19 protein-coding genes are annotated in these 17226 nt (G+C 71.4%); 6 read left to right on the top strand and 13 right to left on the bottom strand.

Going from position 1 to position 17226, the window contains the following annotated elements:
* Positions 1–4 precede the first annotated feature (4 nt).
* Genes LZP97_RS23620 through ssd form a run of 7 tightly spaced genes read right to left on the bottom strand, consistent with a single transcriptional unit; the run spans position 5 to position 4559 of the window.
* Positions 5–349, bottom strand: a complete 345-nt coding sequence (locus LZP97_RS23620) for an Rv3654c family TadE-like protein (protein WP_010595030.1) — start codon at positions 347–349, stop codon at positions 5–7.
* Entirely contained in the window at positions 346–660 is a 315-nt protein-coding gene (locus LZP97_RS23615; protein ID WP_017681224.1) for a TadE family type IV pilus minor pilin, read from the bottom strand. Before LZP97_RS23615 ends, LZP97_RS23620 begins: the two co-directional genes overlap by 4 nt.
* A 17-nt stretch (positions 661–677) precedes the next feature.
* Complete coding sequence (locus tag LZP97_RS23610; protein ID WP_048774216.1) at positions 678–881, bottom strand: DUF4244 domain-containing protein; 204 nt, start codon at positions 879–881, stop codon at positions 678–680.
* A 42-nt stretch (positions 882–923) separates the two neighbouring features.
* On the bottom strand, positions 924–1556 hold the full coding sequence (locus LZP97_RS23605; protein WP_010595027.1) for a type II secretion system F family protein: 633 nt from the start codon (positions 1554–1556) through the stop codon (positions 924–926).
* Positions 1520–2320, bottom strand: coding sequence for a type II secretion system F family protein (locus tag LZP97_RS23600; protein WP_010595026.1), 801 nt, complete (start codon positions 2318–2320; stop codon positions 1520–1522). Before LZP97_RS23600 ends, LZP97_RS23605 begins: the two co-directional genes overlap by 37 nt.
* Positions 2317–3489 carry a TadA family conjugal transfer-associated ATPase gene (locus tag LZP97_RS23595; RefSeq protein ID WP_010595025.1) on the bottom strand — a complete coding sequence of 391 codons (1173 nt, stop codon included), beginning with the start codon at positions 3487–3489 and terminating at the stop codon, positions 2317–2319. The genes LZP97_RS23600 and LZP97_RS23595 overlap by 4 nt, the downstream gene beginning before the upstream one ends.
* Positions 3486–4559: a septum site-determining protein Ssd gene (ssd, locus tag LZP97_RS23590; protein ID WP_017681222.1), complete on the bottom strand. Its 1074-nt coding sequence runs from the start codon at positions 4557–4559 to the stop codon at positions 3486–3488. Before ssd ends, LZP97_RS23595 begins: the two co-directional genes overlap by 4 nt.
* A gap of 344 nt (positions 4560–4903) precedes the next feature.
* Between ssd and LZP97_RS23585 the strand changes: the two genes are divergently transcribed.
* Complete coding sequence (locus tag LZP97_RS23585) at positions 4904–5746, top strand: HAD-IB family hydrolase (RefSeq protein ID WP_010595022.1); 843 nt, start codon at positions 4904–4906, stop codon at positions 5744–5746.
* A 445-nt stretch (positions 5747–6191) separates the two neighbouring features.
* Here the strand turns inward: LZP97_RS23585 and LZP97_RS23580 are convergent, their stop codons facing one another.
* Positions 6192–6944 carry a hypothetical protein gene (locus LZP97_RS23580; protein ID WP_048774217.1) on the bottom strand — a complete coding sequence of 251 codons (753 nt, stop codon included), beginning with the start codon at positions 6942–6944 and terminating at the stop codon, positions 6192–6194.
* A gap of 203 nt (positions 6945–7147) precedes the next feature.
* Between LZP97_RS23580 and acs the strand changes: the two genes are divergently transcribed.
* Positions 7148–9085 carry an acetate--CoA ligase gene (gene acs / locus LZP97_RS23575; protein WP_010595020.1) on the top strand — a complete coding sequence of 646 codons (1938 nt, stop codon included), beginning with the start codon at positions 7148–7150 and terminating at the stop codon, positions 9083–9085.
* Between the two features lie 70 nt (positions 9086–9155).
* On the opposite strand, the gene LZP97_RS23570 is transcribed toward acs, so the two are convergent.
* On the bottom strand, positions 9156–10529 hold the full coding sequence (locus tag LZP97_RS23570) for an MFS transporter (RefSeq protein ID WP_048774219.1): 1374 nt from the start codon (positions 10527–10529) through the stop codon (positions 9156–9158).
* Between the two features lie 195 nt (positions 10530–10724).
* Between LZP97_RS23570 and nhaA the strand changes: the two genes are divergently transcribed.
* From nhaA to LZP97_RS23555, 3 genes are read left to right on the top strand one after another with little or no spacing between them, the layout of a single operon-like run.
* Positions 10725–11942 carry a Na+/H+ antiporter NhaA gene (gene nhaA / locus LZP97_RS23565; RefSeq protein WP_010595018.1) on the top strand — a complete coding sequence of 406 codons (1218 nt, stop codon included), beginning with the start codon at positions 10725–10727 and terminating at the stop codon, positions 11940–11942.
* Entirely contained in the window at positions 11939–12439 is a 501-nt protein-coding gene (locus tag LZP97_RS23560; protein WP_003935267.1) for a phage holin family protein, read from the top strand. Before nhaA ends, LZP97_RS23560 begins: the two co-directional genes overlap by 4 nt.
* 20 nt (positions 12440–12459) lie before the next feature.
* A complete protein-coding gene (locus tag LZP97_RS23555) occupies positions 12460–13392 on the top strand; it encodes an alpha/beta fold hydrolase (protein ID WP_026137873.1) in 933 nt (310 codons plus the stop codon).
* Between the two features lie 12 nt (positions 13393–13404).
* Here the strand turns inward: LZP97_RS23555 and LZP97_RS23550 are convergent, their stop codons facing one another.
* Genes LZP97_RS23550 through nth form a run of 4 tightly spaced genes read right to left on the bottom strand, consistent with a single transcriptional unit; the run spans position 13405 to position 16742 of the window.
* A complete protein-coding gene (locus LZP97_RS23550) occupies positions 13405–14595 on the bottom strand; it encodes a MarP family serine protease (protein WP_010595016.1) in 1191 nt (396 codons plus the stop codon).
* The gene (locus LZP97_RS23545) at positions 14592–15290 is read right to left on the bottom strand and encodes an NUDIX hydrolase (RefSeq protein ID WP_017681220.1); all 699 of its coding nucleotides are present in this window, start codon (positions 15288–15290) and stop codon (positions 14592–14594) included. The genes LZP97_RS23550 and LZP97_RS23545 overlap by 4 nt, the downstream gene beginning before the upstream one ends.
* A complete protein-coding gene (locus tag LZP97_RS23540; RefSeq protein WP_010595014.1) occupies positions 15287–15910 on the bottom strand; it encodes a TlpA family protein disulfide reductase in 624 nt (207 codons plus the stop codon). The genes LZP97_RS23545 and LZP97_RS23540 overlap by 4 nt, the downstream gene beginning before the upstream one ends.
* Positions 15911–15947: 37 nt before the next feature.
* Positions 15948–16742 (bottom strand): endonuclease III, encoded by a 795-nt coding sequence (gene nth / locus LZP97_RS23535; protein WP_026137872.1) that lies wholly within the window; start codon positions 16740–16742, stop codon positions 15948–15950.
* A gap of 72 nt (positions 16743–16814) precedes the next feature.
* Between nth and LZP97_RS23530 the strand changes: the two genes are divergently transcribed.
* Positions 16815–17084: a hypothetical protein gene (locus tag LZP97_RS23530; RefSeq protein ID WP_026137871.1), complete on the top strand. Its 270-nt coding sequence runs from the start codon at positions 16815–16817 to the stop codon at positions 17082–17084.
* Positions 17085–17226: the final 142 nt, after the last annotated feature.

Genomic DNA, 17226 nt, shown 5'->3' with positions numbered 1-17226 from the left:
GCGCTCACTCGACAGGCCCCGCCCGCGCGATCGCGCGGGCCTGCCGCCCACCCGGCAGCGCCACCGCGGCCTCGACCTCGACGACCGCGTCCCAGCCGTCGACGGTGCACGAACGCACCTGCACCCGCATCCGCGCCGCGATCCGGTTCGCTTCCGAGCAGGCGGTGCCCGATCCGCGGTCGAGTGCACCGGCCACCGCGAGGGCCGCCAGGTCGGCCGCCCCCTGCGCCCGATGCCGCGTCGCGACCCCCGCGCCGATCTGCACGAGCAGTCCGGTGACCGCGATCAGCGCGGCCGCAACGAAACACGCCACCACGCTCGCGCTACCCCGATCGTCCCGGAACGTCACTGCGCCACTTCCGGTTCGAACGCAGCCACGGCCTCCGCGGTGAGCGTCACCGCCGGCAGCAGCGGACCGTCCGCTGTCACCGTCGCCACGACGAGGTCGCCGTCGGGGCGCACGGAGATCCGTGCGCCCTCCGGGGCGATCCGCGCCGCCACCTCCACCGCCCGCGTCCCGTCGCCACGGGCCGCGAGCCGGGCGGCTTCCCGTGCGGCGTCCTGGCATCGGAGCTGACTCGAAATACACAGCACCGCACCGAGACACAGCACGAGGACGCTCACCAGCGCGGTGAGGGCGATCGCCGCCTCGACGGTCACCCCACCGTCGTCCCCGCTCACACCGCCGTGTTCAGTGCGCGCTCGACAATGCCGGTGAGCGCAGTGACGATGTTGTCGCCGGTGACGACCGTGTAGAGCACGGCCCCGAACGCCGCCGCCGCGATCGTACCGATCGCGTACTCCGCGGTGGACATCCCGTCCTCCGCCGCGACGGCACCGCTCAGCCGTTGCACGACCGTACGAATTGCGTTGCCTACCATGGTTCCTCCCCTCCTCCGGCGCGGACCGTCCGCGCCGACGTCTCACAACAGCCCCTCACCGAGCACGCGTCCCGCGAGCCCGATCACGACGGGCACGATGCCCAGGCACACGAACGCCGGCAGGAAGCACAGTCCGAGTGGGCCGCTGACCAGAACCCCGGCACGCTCGACGGCTGCAGCCGCCCGGTCCTCCGCTCGTTCGCGCTGCCGCTCCGCCACCTCGGCGACGATGCCCGACAGCGGGGCACCGGATCGTGCCGATCGCCGCGCGGCGCGGGCGAAGGCCTCCAGCGCCTCCGTCTCGTCGTCGGATCCGTCGGCCGTCGCCTCCCCGAGACCGCTCCACGCCTCCGACGGCGCGGCCCCGAGCTCGAGACGGTCGGCGCCCCGCCGCAGGGCCAGGGCGAGCGCGGGCGGTGCCGAGTCGGCCACCGCCCGTGCCGCGGTCGCCGTCGGAAGGCCGGCGCGCAGGCAGGCGGCCATCAGGTCGAATGCGGCCGGCACGGCGTGCGGGTCGTCCGGGGCGCCGCCGGTTCCGGTGGCTTCCCCGGAGGCCGCGGCCCCGGCAGTCCGGCACCGTCGCGTCCGCAGGTCCGGCAGGATCACGAGCGCCGCGGCCAGGCAGACCAGCGCTACGGTCACGATGCCACCCCCCTCGCGATCCGGTCGGTCCACAGCAGTCCGGCGCACCCCAGTGCGGTGCCCACCACCAGCAACACCCCGCCGAGACCGTCGCCGAGCAGCACCGACACCGGCGACGCCCCCATCATCTGCCCGAGCGCCACACCGAGCGCCGGCAGAGCCGCGAGCACCGCCGCCGTCGCGCGGGCCCCCGCCAGTCCCGCTTCGGTACGGGAGCGCAGGCGCATACGACCGGACAGATCCGCCCGTGCGGCCGCGAGGAGTTGCGCCAGCGCCAGCCCGTACCGGTCGGACACCTCCCAGGCCCCGGCGACCCGATCGAGCGACGCGGCGATCCCCGACGGGTCCGTCGCGCGGGCTACCGCGCGCAGGCCGTCGGCTGCGCTTCCGCCGAGCCGGGCCCGCGCCGCCGCGACACGGAAGGCATCGGCGGTGGGCCCGGTCGTCTCCCGTGCCGCCGTCGCACACGCCTCGGCCGGATGGGTGCCCACCTCCAGCTCGGCGACGACGGTTTCGAGACCGGCGAGCAGGGCCCGCTGTTCGGCGTCACGGGCGCGGTCCCGTCGGCGTCGCCGCACCCGGCGCACGGTGGTGCCGGCGACGACCGCCGCCGCGACGGCGGGTGCGACGCCGAGCAGCAACACCGGGAGGACGCACAGCACTGCCGTCACCTCCTGCGGCGGTCGCCACGGCCGTCCGGCGACGACTGTCGTGCGCAGCGACCGCAGTCGCGGCGCGGCGACCGTCGCCGGTGCGACCAGCAGGGCCGCGGCCAGGCACAGGGCGGTCGCGGTCACGGCGCCTCCCGTCGCCGGAAGAGCTGTTCGAGCCGGTCCATGCCGGCCTGCGTGCCGCGCTCGTGGGTCCACGCGGGTGCGACGACGACACCCGAGACCTCGTCGCGCTGCACGACACCGATCTCCGTCAGCCGACGGGTTCCGTCGGGGGTGCGGTGCACGTGCAGGACTACCTGCACCGCTGCGACGAGCTGACTGTGCAGGGCGGCGCGGTCCAGACCGCCGAGCGCGGCGAGGGCTTCGAGCCGCGCCGGCACCTCGTCCGGAGAATTGGCGTGCACGGTGCCTGCACCCCCGTCGTGACCGGTGTTCAGCGCGGTGAGCAGATCGACGACCTCGGCGCCGCGCACCTCGCCGACGACGATGCGGTCGGGCCGCATTCGCAGCGCCTGCCGGACGAGATCGCGCACCGCGACCTCCCCGACGCCCTCGACGTTGGCGGCTCGCGCGACGAGCCGCACGACGTGGGGATGGGCGGGCGCCAGTTCCGCCGCGTCCTCGACGCACACGATCCGCTCACCCGGATCCACGGTGCCGAGCAGCGCCGCGAGCAGGGTGGTCTTGCCCGCACCCGTGCCCCCGACGACGAGGAAGGCGAGCCGGGCGGCGACGATCCGGCGCAACAACACGTAGGCGTGCGGGTCGACGGCGCCGCGATCGCGCAGCGCGTCGAGTCCCTGGGTGGCGGGCCGCAGCACCCGCAGCGACAGACACGTGCCACCCTGTGCGACGGGCGCGAGGACGGCATGCAGGCGGACACCGAAATCGCCGTGCCCGGGCAGCCGGCCATCGACCCACGGTTGGGCGTCGTCGAGCCGCCGCCCGGCGAACAGCGCGAGGCGCTGGGCCAGTCGCCGCACCGACGCCTCGTCGGGAAAGGCGACGGAGGTGAGCCGCAGCCCGCCGCCGCGGTCGACCCAGACGCGGTCGGGGGCGGTGACGAGTACGTCGGTGACGCCGGGTTCGGCAAGCAGCGCTTCGAGCGGGCCGGCGCCGGACAGCTCGGTCTGCAGATGCCGCAGTGCCGTGAGCAGATCGAAATCGCCGAGAACCCCGCCGGATTCGGCACGCAGCGCAGCGGCGACACGGTCCGGCGTGGGCTCGCCGGCCTCCGTCGCGAGACGTTCACGGACCCGGTCGAGCAGCTCGGCAGTGAGGACGGCGCTCATGCTGCCCACCGCGATCCCGGCTCGGGACCGGCCAGCACGTCGAGGACCGACTCGGCGGCGTGGACCAGGGGCGAACGACGTCCGAGCCGCAGTCCACCGCGTTCGAGTGCCGCGGCGAGGCCGGGCTGCGCGCGCATCGTGGCGATCAGCGGCAGCCCCACCACCTCGGCGACGTCCCGGCCACGCAGTCCGCCGGGGGCCGGGCCGCGCACGACGATGCCCTGGTTCGTGTTCTGGTCGGCGACCCAGCCGGCGACCCGCCCCGCGGCGAGGGCGGCACGCACACGGGCGGGGACCACCAGCACGGCCAGGTCGGCGGCCGCCACCATCGCCTCGGCGGCCGGCCCGCGGCTGCGCGGCACGTCGCACACCACCAGGTCGCCCGAGCGGCGGACGGTGTCGAGCACCGCGGTGACGGCGGCGGGGGCCGGCTCGGACGTGGACTCGCGATCTGCGGAGAGCACGCCGAGTCCCGGAAGCCATTCGGGCACCGCATCCCGCAGCGACCGGGCGGAGAGCCGGCCGCGATCGACGGCCAGGCCGGACCAGCGGACACCCGGCCGCTCCTCGATTCCCGTGAGGACGTCCAACCCTCCGCCCAGGGGATCACCGTCGACGAGAAGTGCTCCCGCACTGTGCCGGAAGGCGGCGACGGTCCATGCCAGGGCGGCCGCGAACGTGGAGGCGCCGGCGCCGCCGCAGCCGCCGAGTACGGCGACGACGTGCCCACCCCCGGTGTCGGGTTCGGCGGCGGTGCCGAGCACCGTGAGCAGTTCGACTTCGTCGTCGGGCAGGCCGACGACGTGTTCGGCCCCGACGGCGGTGGCGGCCTGCCAGTCGGGGAGGTCGGCCCCGCCGGCAGTGACCAGGACGATGCCGCCTCGACGGGGAAGCTGCTGCGCGCAGAGCAGGGCTGCGGTTCGGTCGACCACGACGAGTCCCGCGTCGAGCCAGGTTCTGCGCGGCGGTGGCATCGCCGCCGCGCCGACGGTGCGGTCGGTGGCGGCCGCCACGCGGTGCAGGCTCGCCGTCAGGGCGGGATCGTCGACGAGGGCCAGGACGTCGTTCATGGCGCCCAGCTTGCGCGCCGAACGAGGGTGCCGGAAGCCGAGGCGGGGCGAATCGGCGAATCTGTGGATGAATGCGCCGCCTGTGGATGAACACGCCGGGCTTCGAAAGGTCCCGGAACAGAGGACGACCCTCGCCAGGGGGGGAGGAGGCGAGGGTCGTCATGTTCAGCCCCGGGGGGTCGGGCTGAACACCCCCTGGACTATGTCCAGGTGAGGTCGATACTACGCCGGGACCCGATATTTGCAAGTTCAACCGTCGCGTGTTCCACGCAGGTGGAGGCGCCCGACGACGGGCCGGATCACGGGACGTACCGGGAAGATGCAGCCACACCTATTGTGGTGCCGTGACCGACGCGACCGTGGACCCGACCCCGTCCGGCCGAATCGCCGCCTTCTTCGATCTCGACAAGACCGTCATCGCGAAGTCCAGCGCGCTCGCCTTCAGCAAGCCGTTCTTCGCCCAGGGGCTCCTCAACCGGCGGGCGGTGCTCAAGAGCAGCTACGCCCAGTTCCTGTTCATGCTGTCCGGCGCCGACCACGATCAGGTGGAGCGCATGCGTGCCCACATCGCGGCGATGTGTACCGGCTGGGATGTCGAGCAGATCAAGGCGATCGTCGCCGAGACACTGCACGACATCGTGGACCCGCTGGTCTTCGCCGAGGCGGCCGATCTCATCGCGGACCACCGGCTCCGGGGACACGACGTGATCATCGTGTCCGCGTCCGGGGAGGAGGTGGTCACCCCCATCGCGACGGCGCTCGGGGCGACGCACAGCACCGCGAGCCGGATGCGGATCGAGGACGGCCGCTACGCCGGGGAGCTGGAGTTCTACTGCTACGGGGAGGCCAAGGCGGAGGCAATCCAGGCGCTGGCGCTGCAGTACGGGTACGATCTCGCACGCTGCTACGCGTACTCGGACTCGTCGACGGACATCCCGATGTTGCGGGCCGTGGGTCATCCGCGGGCGGTGAACCCGGATCGGGTACTGCGCCGCGAAGCAGTCGAAAATGATTGGCCCATACTCACTTTCATCCGTCCCGTCCCGCTCCTGCACCGATTCACCACGACGTCGCCGGCCGTGGTCGCCGCGACGGCCGCGATCACCGCGGGCGCGGCGGCCGCGGGCGCCGCGGCGTACCTGGCGTTGCGCCGGAGGCACCGGCGCGGGTTCACGCCCCGGGGGTGACGGTCCCGAAAATGGGACTTGCCCCCCTGTGAGACCGGGAGTAGAAAGGAGTTACGGAAGGACGGAAGGCCAAGAGCGAATCGGAAGAGAAGGTTCGATCTCCCGACCGGACTTCCCAGCACGGACACCGAGCACCCACGCGGAGCCGATGCCACTATAAGGGCAAAAGCGTTGTGGGCTTGCGAGATTCGGGTCTTCGACGGCGAGCACCCCGCACCCGTTGCGAGGACGAACCAGCGATATCCGAACCCTCGCCGAGGCCAGTGACACACAACCCATGCAGCACGCTTGGTAACTCGGCAGTCCGTGCTGGCGGGCGACGCCACCGAAGTCATTCGGCGACGTCGCCCGCTTACATGTGACGACATGGCCCGAAAACGATGTCGGGCAGCCTGATTCACTGCTCTAACCAGCCGCACCGCTCGGACCAGCCGCACCGCTCGGACTAGCCGCCGGCGAAGGCGTCCGCGATCGATGTCGCCTCCCGCGCGCCCGCTTCCAGCCCGCCGCAGCAGAAGACGACCCAGCCGCCGACGCCGACCGCGGTGCCCGACTCGAAACCCGCGAGCCCGTCGCGGTAGGCCTGGGCGCGACGCATCCAGCTCACCTCGGGCACGCCCAGATTGTGCACGTCCAGCCCACTCGCGACCGACACGAGGCGCGACGCCGACCGGGCGATCACGCCGTCGGCCACTCCGAAGGGACGCAGCACCGCCAGCTCGCCGTGCACCACCGCGGCCAGCACCGGGGCGGGTGCCCGGGTACCACCGGTCACCAACTGCGCGAGGGCGTCGAGCCGCTCCCCCACGCCCGGCTCCGGGCGGGGCCGGCCCAGCACCTCCGGATCGTCGACGAGGTCGGCCGCCGCGAGCAGATGCAGACGTGCGAGGGTCTGCAAGGGCGCGCGCTGCCAGGTGGACACCATGACGGCCAGGCCGTCGCCGTCGAGCGCCTGCGCCACTCGCAGTGCGCCCGTCAGAATCGGCTCACCCGCCTCCCCCGGCGTGGGCAGCTCCATGGATCCACCGTCGAGCGCGGCCGAGGCCCGGGCGGCCCGGACCGACGCCTCGGCGGCGGTGTTCGGCCAGCCGCGCCGGTTGGTCTTGTGCCGGTGCACCTCGGCGAGGGCGTCGCGCGCGCGGTCCGCGGCGGCGCGCACTCCGGGCAGGTCGAGCAGGGGCTGCAAGGGGTCGGTCACGGCATCCGACGGTACCGGCCGGTGCCGACTGCCCGGGCGCCGGTTCCGCTGGACGCGGAGGCCGACCGCCCGTCGCGCGGGACCGACCGATCGTCGAAAGTGAGCAGGTTGCAGCCGTATGCAACGGTGCGATGTCGGTCACAGGTGACTACCCTCACAGGTGCCCGAACTGTTTGGACCGACCGGAAAGAGGCCCCGCAACCATGACGAGCGCAGCGCAGGACCACGAACAGCAGGTGTACCCACCGAGCCCCGAGTTCGTCGCCACCGCCAACGCCGGTCCCGAGTTGCAGGCCGCCGCGGACGCCGACCGGCTCGGGTTCTGGGCGACGCAGGCGCAGCGGCTGGACTGGGCCACGCCGTGGACCGAGGTGCTGGACTGGTCCGACGCGCCGGTGGCCAAGTGGTTCGTCGGCGGGCAACTCAACGTCGCCTACAACTGCGTCGACCGGCACGTGCTCGCCGGCAACGGCGACCGGGTCGCCATCCACTTCGAGGGCGAGCCCGGCGATTCGCGGGCGCTGACCTACAACGACCTGCTCGCCGAGGTGTCCAAGGCGGCGAACACCTTCACCGACCTGGGCCTGGTCGCCGGCGACCGGGTGGCGATCTACATGCCGATGATCCCCGAGGCGATCGTGACGATGCTCGCCTGCGCGCGCCTGGGCCTGACCCACTCGGTGGTCTTCGGCGGTTTCTCCTCGCACGCGCTGCGCTCGCGCATCGACGACGCCCGCGCCAAGCTGGTGGTCACCGTCGACGGACAGTGGCGCCGTGGCCAGGCCGCCCCGCTCAAGCCGGCCGCCGACGAGGCCCTCGCCGAGGCCGCGTCGGTGCAGCACGTGCTGGTGGTCAAGCGCACCGGCATCGACGTCGACTGGACCGACGGACGCGACCTGTGGTGGCACGAGACGGTGGACAAGGCCTCCGCCGAGCACGAGGCCCAGCCGTTCGACGCCGAACATCCCCTGTTCATCCTCTACACCTCGGGCACCACCGGTAAGCCCAAGGGCATCGTCCACACCTCTGGTGGCTACCTGACGCAGGCCTCGTACACCCACCACTACGTGTTCGACCACAAGCCGGGCCGCGACGTGTACTGGTGCACCGCCGACATCGGCTGGGTCACCGGGCACAGCTACATCGTGTACGGCCCGCTGTCCAACGGCGCGACCCAGGTGGTCTACGAGGGCACCCCGAACTCGCCGAACGAGCACCGGCACTTCGAGATCATCGAAAAGTACGGGGTGAGCATCTACTACACCGCCCCCACCCTGATCCGCACCTTCATGAAGTGGGGCCGGCAGATCCCCGACGCGCACGACCTGTCCTCGATCCGCCTGCTGGGTTCGGTGGGCGAGCCGATCAACCCGGAGGCGTGGCGCTGGTTCCGGGAGGTCATCGGCTCGGGCAAGGCCCCCATCGTGGACACCTGGTGGCAGACCGAGACCGGCGCGATCATGATCTCCCCGCTGCCGGGCATCACCGCCACCAAGCCGGGCTCGGCGATGGCGCCGCTGCCGGGCATCTCCGCCAAGATCGTCGACGACAACGCGGCCCCGCTCGGGGCCGGCGGCAACGGCTACCTGGTGCTCGATCAGCCGTGGCCGTCGATGTTGCGCGGCATCTGGGGCGACATGGACCGGTACAAGGACACCTACTGGTCCCGGTACGCCGAGGAGGGCTGGTACTTCGCCGGTGACGGCGCCCGCTACGACGAGGACGGCGCCCTGTGGGTCCTCGGCCGCGTCGACGACGTCATGAACGTCTCCGGGCACCGCATCTCGACCTCCGAGGTCGAGTCCGCCCTCGTCGGGCACCCGGCCGTCGCCGAGGCCGCCGTCGTCGGTGCCGCCGACGAGACCACCGGCCAGGGCATCGTCGCGTTCGTCATCCTGCGCGAGGGCGTGGAGAACACCGGCGATGCGCTGATCGCGGAACTGCGCAACCAGGTCTCCACCGAGATCTCCCCGATCGCCAAGCCCCGGCAGATCTCCGTCGTGCCGGAACTGCCCAAGACCCGTTCCGGCAAGATCATGCGCCGCCTGCTGCGCGACGTCGCCGAGGGCCGCGAACTCGGCGACACCTCCACCCTCGTGGACCCGAAGGTCTTCGAAGCCATCCGTTCCCAGAGCAAGTAGGCAGCGAAGCTGCCGGTGTGCCCTTTGGGCGGCCCCAACAGCCCAAAGGGCACACCGGCCGCGGAGCGGCCTACACCTCGTCCAGCCGGCGATCCTTGGTCTCGTGCATCACGAGCAGCGCGACGAAGGTGAGTGCGGCCGCGGCCAGGAGATACACACCCACCCAGCCGACCCCGTAGGTCGTGGCGAGCCACGTCGCGATGAACGGGGCGACGGCGGCGCCGAGGATGCTCGACACGTTGTAGGCGATGCCCGACCCGGTGTAGCGCACGTTGGTGGGGAACAGCTCGGGCAGCACGGCGCTCATGGGACCGAAGGTGAAGCCCATCAGGATCATGCCGAGGACGAGGAACAGCAGCATGCGCGGTTCGCCCATGCCCTCCGGGTCGAGCAGGATCCCGAAGGTCAGGCCGAACGCCATGATGATCCCGGTGACGACGAGCAGGGTGATGCGGCGACCGTAACGGTCGGCGAGCCGGCCGGACACCGGAATGGCGGCCGCGAAGAACAGCACCGCGACCAGCTGCAGCACCAGGAAGTCCGAGTACTGGAACCCGGCGCCGGTACCGCCTTGCGCGGGGGTCTTCCCGGTGCCGTGGCTGAGCACCCAGGTCGTCATGATGTAGAAGAGGGTGTACGTCGCGAGCATCACGAATGTGCCGATGATCAGCTGACGCCAGCTGGTCCGGAAAACCTCGGCCAGCGGGGTCTTGACCTTCTTGCCCTCGGCGACGGCGCGGGCGAACACCGGCGTCTCCTCCAGCTTGAGCCGCACGTAGAGGCCGATGATCACCATCACCGCGCTGAGCAGGAACGGGATCCGCCAGCCCCACGTCAGGAACGCGCTGTCCAGGTCGGGCTCGGCGTTGTTGTGGTTCAGGAACAGGGTGATGATCAGGAACAGGCCGTTGGCCAGGAAGAATCCGATCGGCGCGCCCAGCTGTGGCCACATGGCGGCCCACGCCCGCTTGCCCTTCTCGGCGGTTTCGGTGGCCAGCAGTGCCGCGCCGCTCCATTCGCCCCCGAGGCCGAGGCCCTGACAGAAGCGCATGAGTGCGAGCAGCGCCGGGGCCAGCAGACCCACCTGGTGGTACGTGGGCAGGATTCCGATGAGGAAGGTCGCGACGCCCATGGTCAGCAGCGAACCGACGAGGGTGGCTTTGCGGCCGATGCGATCGCCGAAGTGACCGAACAGGATCGAGCCGACCGGACGGGCGACGAACGCGAGACCGAACGTCGCGAGCGAGGCGAGCAGAGCGGTGGTGCCGTTGCCCTTCGGGAAGAACAGGTGCGGGAACACCGAGACGGCGGCGGTCGCATAGATGTAGAAGTCGTAGAACTCGATCGAGGTGCCGACGGTGCTCGCGACGATGATGCGGCTGCGCGGTACTCCCGCGACCAGCGATCCGTCTCGGTCGGCGGTGTTGTCGAGGGAAGTGCTCACGAAACCAGCTCCAGAGATTCACATGATGGGAAACGATCCCAGCTTCTAGGAAAGTGAACACCTCCTTTCCGGAACGAATCAAATCGGACATCCGCCGACCGGACGGACGGGGATACGATTCGTCGCTGGGTGCGCTGGGAATCCTGGTCGGCGGCAGCCCCATCGCCCCGCGGATTCGTCGATCGAAAGGCCTTCGTGAATCAGCCACTGCGCTCGGAACTCACTCGGTATCTACGCACCGAGACCGTCGGTGGCGCGATCCTCCTCGTCGCCGCCGCCGTCGCCGTCCTGTGGGTCAACTCCCCGCTCGGACCCGCCTACGAGAGGCTGCGCGACTTCACCGTCGGGCCGGAGGCGCTGCACCTGCATCTCACCGTAGGCACCTGGGCACAGGACGGCCTGCTCGCCGTGTTCTTCTTCGTCGCCGGACTCGAACTCAAACGCGAACTCGTGATCGGTGAACTTGCAGACCGCAAGAAGGCCCTGCTGCCGGTCATCGCGGCCTGCGGCGGCGTGCTGCTGCCGGCACTCATCGCCGCCACCGTCGGGTGGGGCACGCCGGGCATGGACCGCGGCTGGGCGATCCCCGTCGCCACCGACATCGCCTTCGCCCTCGGAGTTCTCGCCCTCACCGGTTCCCGCATCCCCACCGGCGCGCGTGTCTTCCTGCTCAGCCTCGCCGTCGTCGACGATCTCATCGGCATCGCACTGATTGCCGTCCTGTTCACCACGTCCATCGCGGCGCTGTGGCTGCTCGGGACCGTCGCGTGCGCCGCCGCCTACTGGTACGCCCAGCACCGGCGGATCACAACCCCGTGGCTGTACGTCCCGCTCGCGCTGCTCACCTGGTACGGCATGCACGAGGCCGGCATCCACGCCACCATCGCGGGCGTCGTGCTGGGTCTGCTCACCCGCGTCCGCGCCGACCCGGGTGAGCGGCGGGCACCGGCCGAGCGGCTCGCCCACGACCTCCAACCCTGGTCCGCCGGCCTGTGTGTGCCGCTGTTCGCGCTGTTCGCCTCCGGCGTTCCCATCGACGGCGAGGTCCTCGCCGATGTGTTCACCAGTCCGGTGGGCCTGTCCGTTCTGCTGGGCCTGCTGATCGGCAAGACGGTCGGCATCTTCGGCGCATCCTGGCTCGCGATCCGGACAGGCGTGGCCACCAGGCCCGCCGGGCTGGCATGGCCGGACCTGCTGGCCCTCGCCGTACTCGGCGGCATCGGATTCACCGTGAGCCTGCTCATCGCCGACCTCTCGCTCGCCGGAATCGACGGCGGGGCGCCCGCGGAGATCGCGAAGGCGTCGGTCCTCGTCACGTCACTGATCGCCTCGCTGCTGGGATCGACGCTACTGTTACGGCGTGGGCGAGCCCACCGTAGGCAATACGAATCAACTGGAGGGGTCGACAAGTGAGCGTGACGAACGGGAACCGGAAGCAGGGTGACGGGGTACCGACGAGCATCTCGTCCATTCCGCTGACCGAGGTGCGCGCCCGCACTCCTCAGGAAGCGAGCATCGGGGACCTGGTCCGCGACGCCACAGCACAGGTCTCGACGCTGTTCCGCGCCGAGGTCGAACTCGCCAAGGCCGAGGTCACCGGCGAGGTGAAGAAGGGCCTGCAGGGCAGTCTGTTCTTCATCCTGGCCTTCGCGGTCCTGGTGTTCAGTTCGTTCTTCTTCTTCTTCTTCCTCGCCGAACTGATCGACATCTGGACGCCCCGCTGGCTGGCGTTCCTGATCGTCTTCCTCATCATGGTCGTGGTCACGGCGATCTTCGCCCTGATCGGGTACCTGCGGGTGCGCAAACTGCGCGCCCCGGAGAAGACCATCGACTCGCTCAGGCAGGCTCGTACCGTCCTGCCGCAGCAACACGACGCGGAGCCGGCAGCGGGCCCCCGGCACGCGCGCTGACCCTCCACGTGCAGGGCACCGTGTCCCTCCCCGACCCGTCCACGGTCCGGTTCCCCGGGCCGTGGACGCACCGCGACATCCACGCCAACGGCATCCGTCTGCACGCCGTCGAAGCCGGCCCGTCCGGCCCCGACGCACCGCTGGCGCTGTTCCTGCACGGGTTCGCCGACCTGTGGTGGTCGTGGCGGCACCAGCTCACCGCCTTCGCGGACGCCGGCTACCGCGCCGTCGCCGTCGATCTGCGCGGCTACGGCGACTCCGACAAGCCCCCGCGCGGCTACGACGGCTGGACCCTCTCGGGCGACGTCGCAGGACTCATCCGCGCCCTGGGCTGCTCGGAGGCGACGCTGGTCGGGCACGCCGACGGCGGGCTGGTGTGCTGGGCGACGGCCGTGCTGCACCCGCGGCTCGTCCGGGCGATCGCCCTCGTGGACTCGCCGCATCCGATCTCACTGCGGGACGCGACGCTGCACGACCGGGCGCAGCGGGCGGCGCTGCTGCCCACGTTCCTCGCCTACCAGGTGCCGTGGCGGCCCGAACGCAAGCTCGTGCGCGACGACGGCTGGGAGATCGAACGACTGCTGCGGGCCCGCGCGGGCGCACGGTGGCAGCAGTCGGACGAATTCCGGGAGGTCGCCGAGCGGATGCGCTCGGCCATCCGCATTCCCGGCACCGCACACTGCACGCTCGAGTACCAGCGCTGGGCCTTCCGCAGCCAGTGGCGGCCGGACGGGCGACGGTTCATGGCGGCGATGGACAAGACGCTGACGCTGCCGGTCCTGCAACTGCACGGCGCGCGGGACCCGTACGTCGTGCCGGCGACCGTGCGCCGGTGCGTCCGTCACGCTCCCGGCCGGAAGTTGCTCATGATCGACGACGCCGGGCACTACGCCCATCAGGAGCGTGCCGACGACGTGACCGCCGCGCTGCTCGACTTCGCCGCCGGGCTCTAGGAGCCCCGGGATTCAGGCGATGCAGGTCCCCGTCGCCACCGCTGCGAACGAATCGTCGGCCAGTGCCAGCTGACTGCTGACCTCCGCCGCGGTCAGCACGAATCCGGTATCGCTGTTGTCCACGGCCGCCCCGAACACGACACCCAGGACCCGGCCCTGCTCGTCGACGAGCGGACCGCCGGAGTTGCCCTGCCGGATGGACCCGCGGACGGTGTACACCTCTCGCTCGACGGTGCCCGAGCGGTAGATGTCCGGTCCCTGCAGGTCGAGCGTCTCCCGGATGCGCGCGGCACTCGCCGTGTAGGGGCCGCCGCCGGGATAGCCCAGGACGAGGGCGTCCTGCCCCGAGTCGGCCGGGGCCGGGGCGAATTCGAGCGGTGCCACGTCGAGTCCCGGCACCGAGAGGATCGCGACGTCGACCGCGGGATCGAACAGCACGACCTCGGCGTCGAGCGCCCCGCCCAGCGTCTGCACCGACACTGCCGACGTGCCGGCGACGACGTGGGCGTTGGTCATGACGCGTTCGGGCGCGACGACGAACCCTGAGCCCTCGAGCGCGCGCTGGCAGGTCGGCGCGATGCCGTTGATGCGCAGCACACTCGGGTGCAGGTCGAGCGCGACGGGACTGGCGAGCACACTCGGGTCCGGTGGCTCCACCTCGGCGACCGGGGTGCGTCCGAACGGGCCGATGACGTCCGGCAGGCCCGAGGTGTCGAGCAGCGCAGAGAACTCCTTCGGGACCCCGCGCAACCAGTCCGGGGCCAGCACGTCGACCGTGCTCAGCACCCGGGACCCGCGCACGGCCGCGGAGATCTCCGGCTGGGACGAGGCGGTGAGCGGAATGGCGAGCAGCCATGCCGCCACCAGCACCGCCACGGCCTGCAGGCCGGCCCCGACCACGCTGTCGACGCCCCGCGCGACGGGGCTGTGCATGTTGCTCCGGGCCGCCCGGCCGAGCACCATGCCCGCGACCTCGCCGATGATGACGAGGACGACGATGAGCGCGATCCCGGCGAGGATCCGCATCCGTCCCTCCTCGACGTGCACGAGCACGTGCGGGGCGATCAGGATGCCGGCGACCGCGCCGAGCACCACGCCGAGGAACGCCAGCGCGGACGCCACCGCGCCCTGCCGCAGGCCGGACGACGCGGCCACGAGCACGACCAGCAGGATGAGCAGATCGATCCATCCGGACGGCGTCACGGTTCGACCACCCCTGTCTCGAGCTCGGCGAGCGTGACGTCGAAGTCACGGATGTCGCTGTGGTCCCACTCGATCTCCCAGCCCGACACCGCGAACAGGCCTGCCAGGATCCCCGCGGTGAATCCCCACACGAGCATGTCCTCCACCAGGAACGCCGGTCCCTGGTAGCCGCGCTCGTGCCGGATCTGGAAGCGATTGTCCGGGTCGAGCAGGTCGTGCAGGGACACCCGGACCACCCGGACCGCCTCGCGGGGGTCGACCACCCCGATGGGAGTGGGCTTCTCCCAGAAGGCCACCACCGGGGTGACGTCGAACCCGGACGGCGGGATGAAGATCTCCGGCAGCACCGTCAGCGGGCGGACACCCGCGGGGTCGAGGCCTGTCTCTTCCTGCGCCTCGCGCAGCGCGGTCGCGACCGGGCCGTCGTCCTCCGGGTCGGCGGCACCACCGGGGAACGCGACCTGTCCGCTGTGCTGACGCATCGTCGGCGCCCGCTGGGTGAGCAGGACGTCCGCGTCGGCGGGCAGTCCGCCCCGGGCCAGGGGATCGGGTTCGGGCGAGCCGCCGAACAGTACGAGCACGGCCGCGGGACGAACGGGAACCCCGCTCGGAGCCCGGCGGTCGAGCACGGGGTTGACCCGGTGCGGATCGCTCGGCAGGACGGTGGACACGTGGCGCAGCCAGTACGGCGTCATACCTTCACTCCCAGGTGGTACTCCACGGCGGCGGCGACCTCGTCGGCGCTGCGGAACGGCTGGGGCAGCACCTTGGCGACCGAACCGTCGGGCCGCAGCAGCACCGTCACCGGCAGCACCGGCGGCGACTGCACCGCGGCCTGCGCCCGCGCGGACCCGTCCTGCACCCCCGGCAGCTGCACGGCGTACTCCGCGAGCCGGGACAGGGCGTTGGCCTCGTTGGGATCGGTGTGGACGGTGACGACCGTGACCGCATCCCCGGCACGCTGCGCGTACTCCTGCAGGTAGGGCAGTTCTTCGGCGCACGGCCCGCACCACCACGCCCACAGGTTCACCAGGGCGGGCCGTCCCGCGAGCGCGGCCGCCAGGTCGACGCTGCTGCCGTCGCCGAGACACTCGAACCGCAGCCCCGCAAGCGGCCCCGCTCCGTTCCCGGCCGGGGCCGGGCAGGCCTCGAGCGCCGCCGCGGCACGCAGCGGCGCGAGGGCCTCGGGGGTGTCCTGGGCCCGGCGGTCCACCGGCGCCGCGGCCGGCCGGGCACCGTCGACGGGCGGTGCCGGATCGTCGGTGTCGCGGGGCCAGATCGCGACGATCAGCGCCACCACGACGACGAGTGCCACCAGGCTCCAGCGGCCTGCGCGGGTCAGTTGCACCGGGTCACCGTCCGGCCAGTTCGAGCAGGTGCTCGGTCTCCGGTCCCTTCACCAGCGCGGCGGCGGTCACGGGGTCGGTCGGTCCGATGCCGTAGGACGGGCAGTCCTTGGCCAGTACGCAGATGCCGCAGGCGGGTTTGCGGGCGTGGCACACGCGCCGGCCGTGGAAGATCACCCGATGCGAGAGCAGGGTCCATTCCTTGCGTTCGACGAGCGCACCGACGGCGTGTTCGATCTTGACCGGGTCGGTTTCCCCGGTCCACTTCCAGCGGTGCACGAGGCGCTGGAAGTGGGTGTCGACGGTGATGCCGGGAACGCCGAACGCGTTGCCGAGGACGACGTTGGCGGTCTTGCGCCCGAATCCGGGAAGTGTGACGAGATCCTCGAGCCGGCGTGGCACCTCGCCGTCGAACCGCTCGAGCAGGGCCTGGCCGAGCCCGATCAGGGAGTTGGCCTTGTTGCGGTAGAAGCCGGTGGACCGGATGTACTCCTCGAGCTCGGCGCGGTCGGCCTCGGCGTAGGCGCGGGCATCCGGGTAGCGGGCGAACAGTGCCGGGGTCACCTGGTTGACCCGCACATCCGTGCACTGGGCGGACAGGATCGTGGCGACCGCCAGCTCGAGTGGCGTGGTGAAGTCGAGTTCGCAGTACACGTGGGGAAACGCCTCGGCGAGCCGCCGGTTCATGCGACGCGCCCGGCGCACGAGGGCGAGCCGACTCTCGGGTGGGCGCTCGCCTCCGGACGCGCGTCGTCGGCGCACGTCGGGACTCTCGGACGGGGTCGCATGCACCTGCTCCACTGTACGTACCCGGCCCGTCGCGGATTCGGCGCTGTGTCGCATCTGAGACCTTTCTTGTGTTTACTTCCCGGTATGCAAGCTCTTGCTGTCGTGCTCTTCCCCGTCCTGCTCATGCTGTTCGCATTGGCGATGGAGCGGGTCGAGTCCCGGCTGAGCCGTCTGTCCGTTCGCCAGCAGGAGGTCGAGGAGTTCCTCGACAAGGCGAGCCACGACGACGTCGCCACCCTGGCCAGGGAGGGATTCCCCCACGCTCTCGCCCGGTTCCACCGCCGCCGGCGGCGGGTCCTCGTCATGGAGTTCGACGACGCGGAGTCCGACATAGGGGAGCGCCGCGCGAGCTGATGCCGCGCGAGCTGATTCCGCGCGAGCTGATTCCGGGACGCATCGGTAGAATGCGTGGGCGCTGCCGCGGGAACGGCACGACGGTTGTCGTGGTGTCAATCACTCGTGCCGAGGGCGCGCACAGTAGACTTCGATTCCGTAC

It is taken from the genome of Rhodococcus sp. DMF-1 (genome assembly GCF_021441945.1).
Taxonomy (GTDB): Bacteria; Actinomycetota; Actinomycetes; order Mycobacteriales; family Mycobacteriaceae; genus Rhodococcus; species Rhodococcus ruber.
The sequence above is the reverse complement of the archived record's forward strand: the minus strand, read 5'-3'. Positions and strand labels throughout refer to the sequence as shown.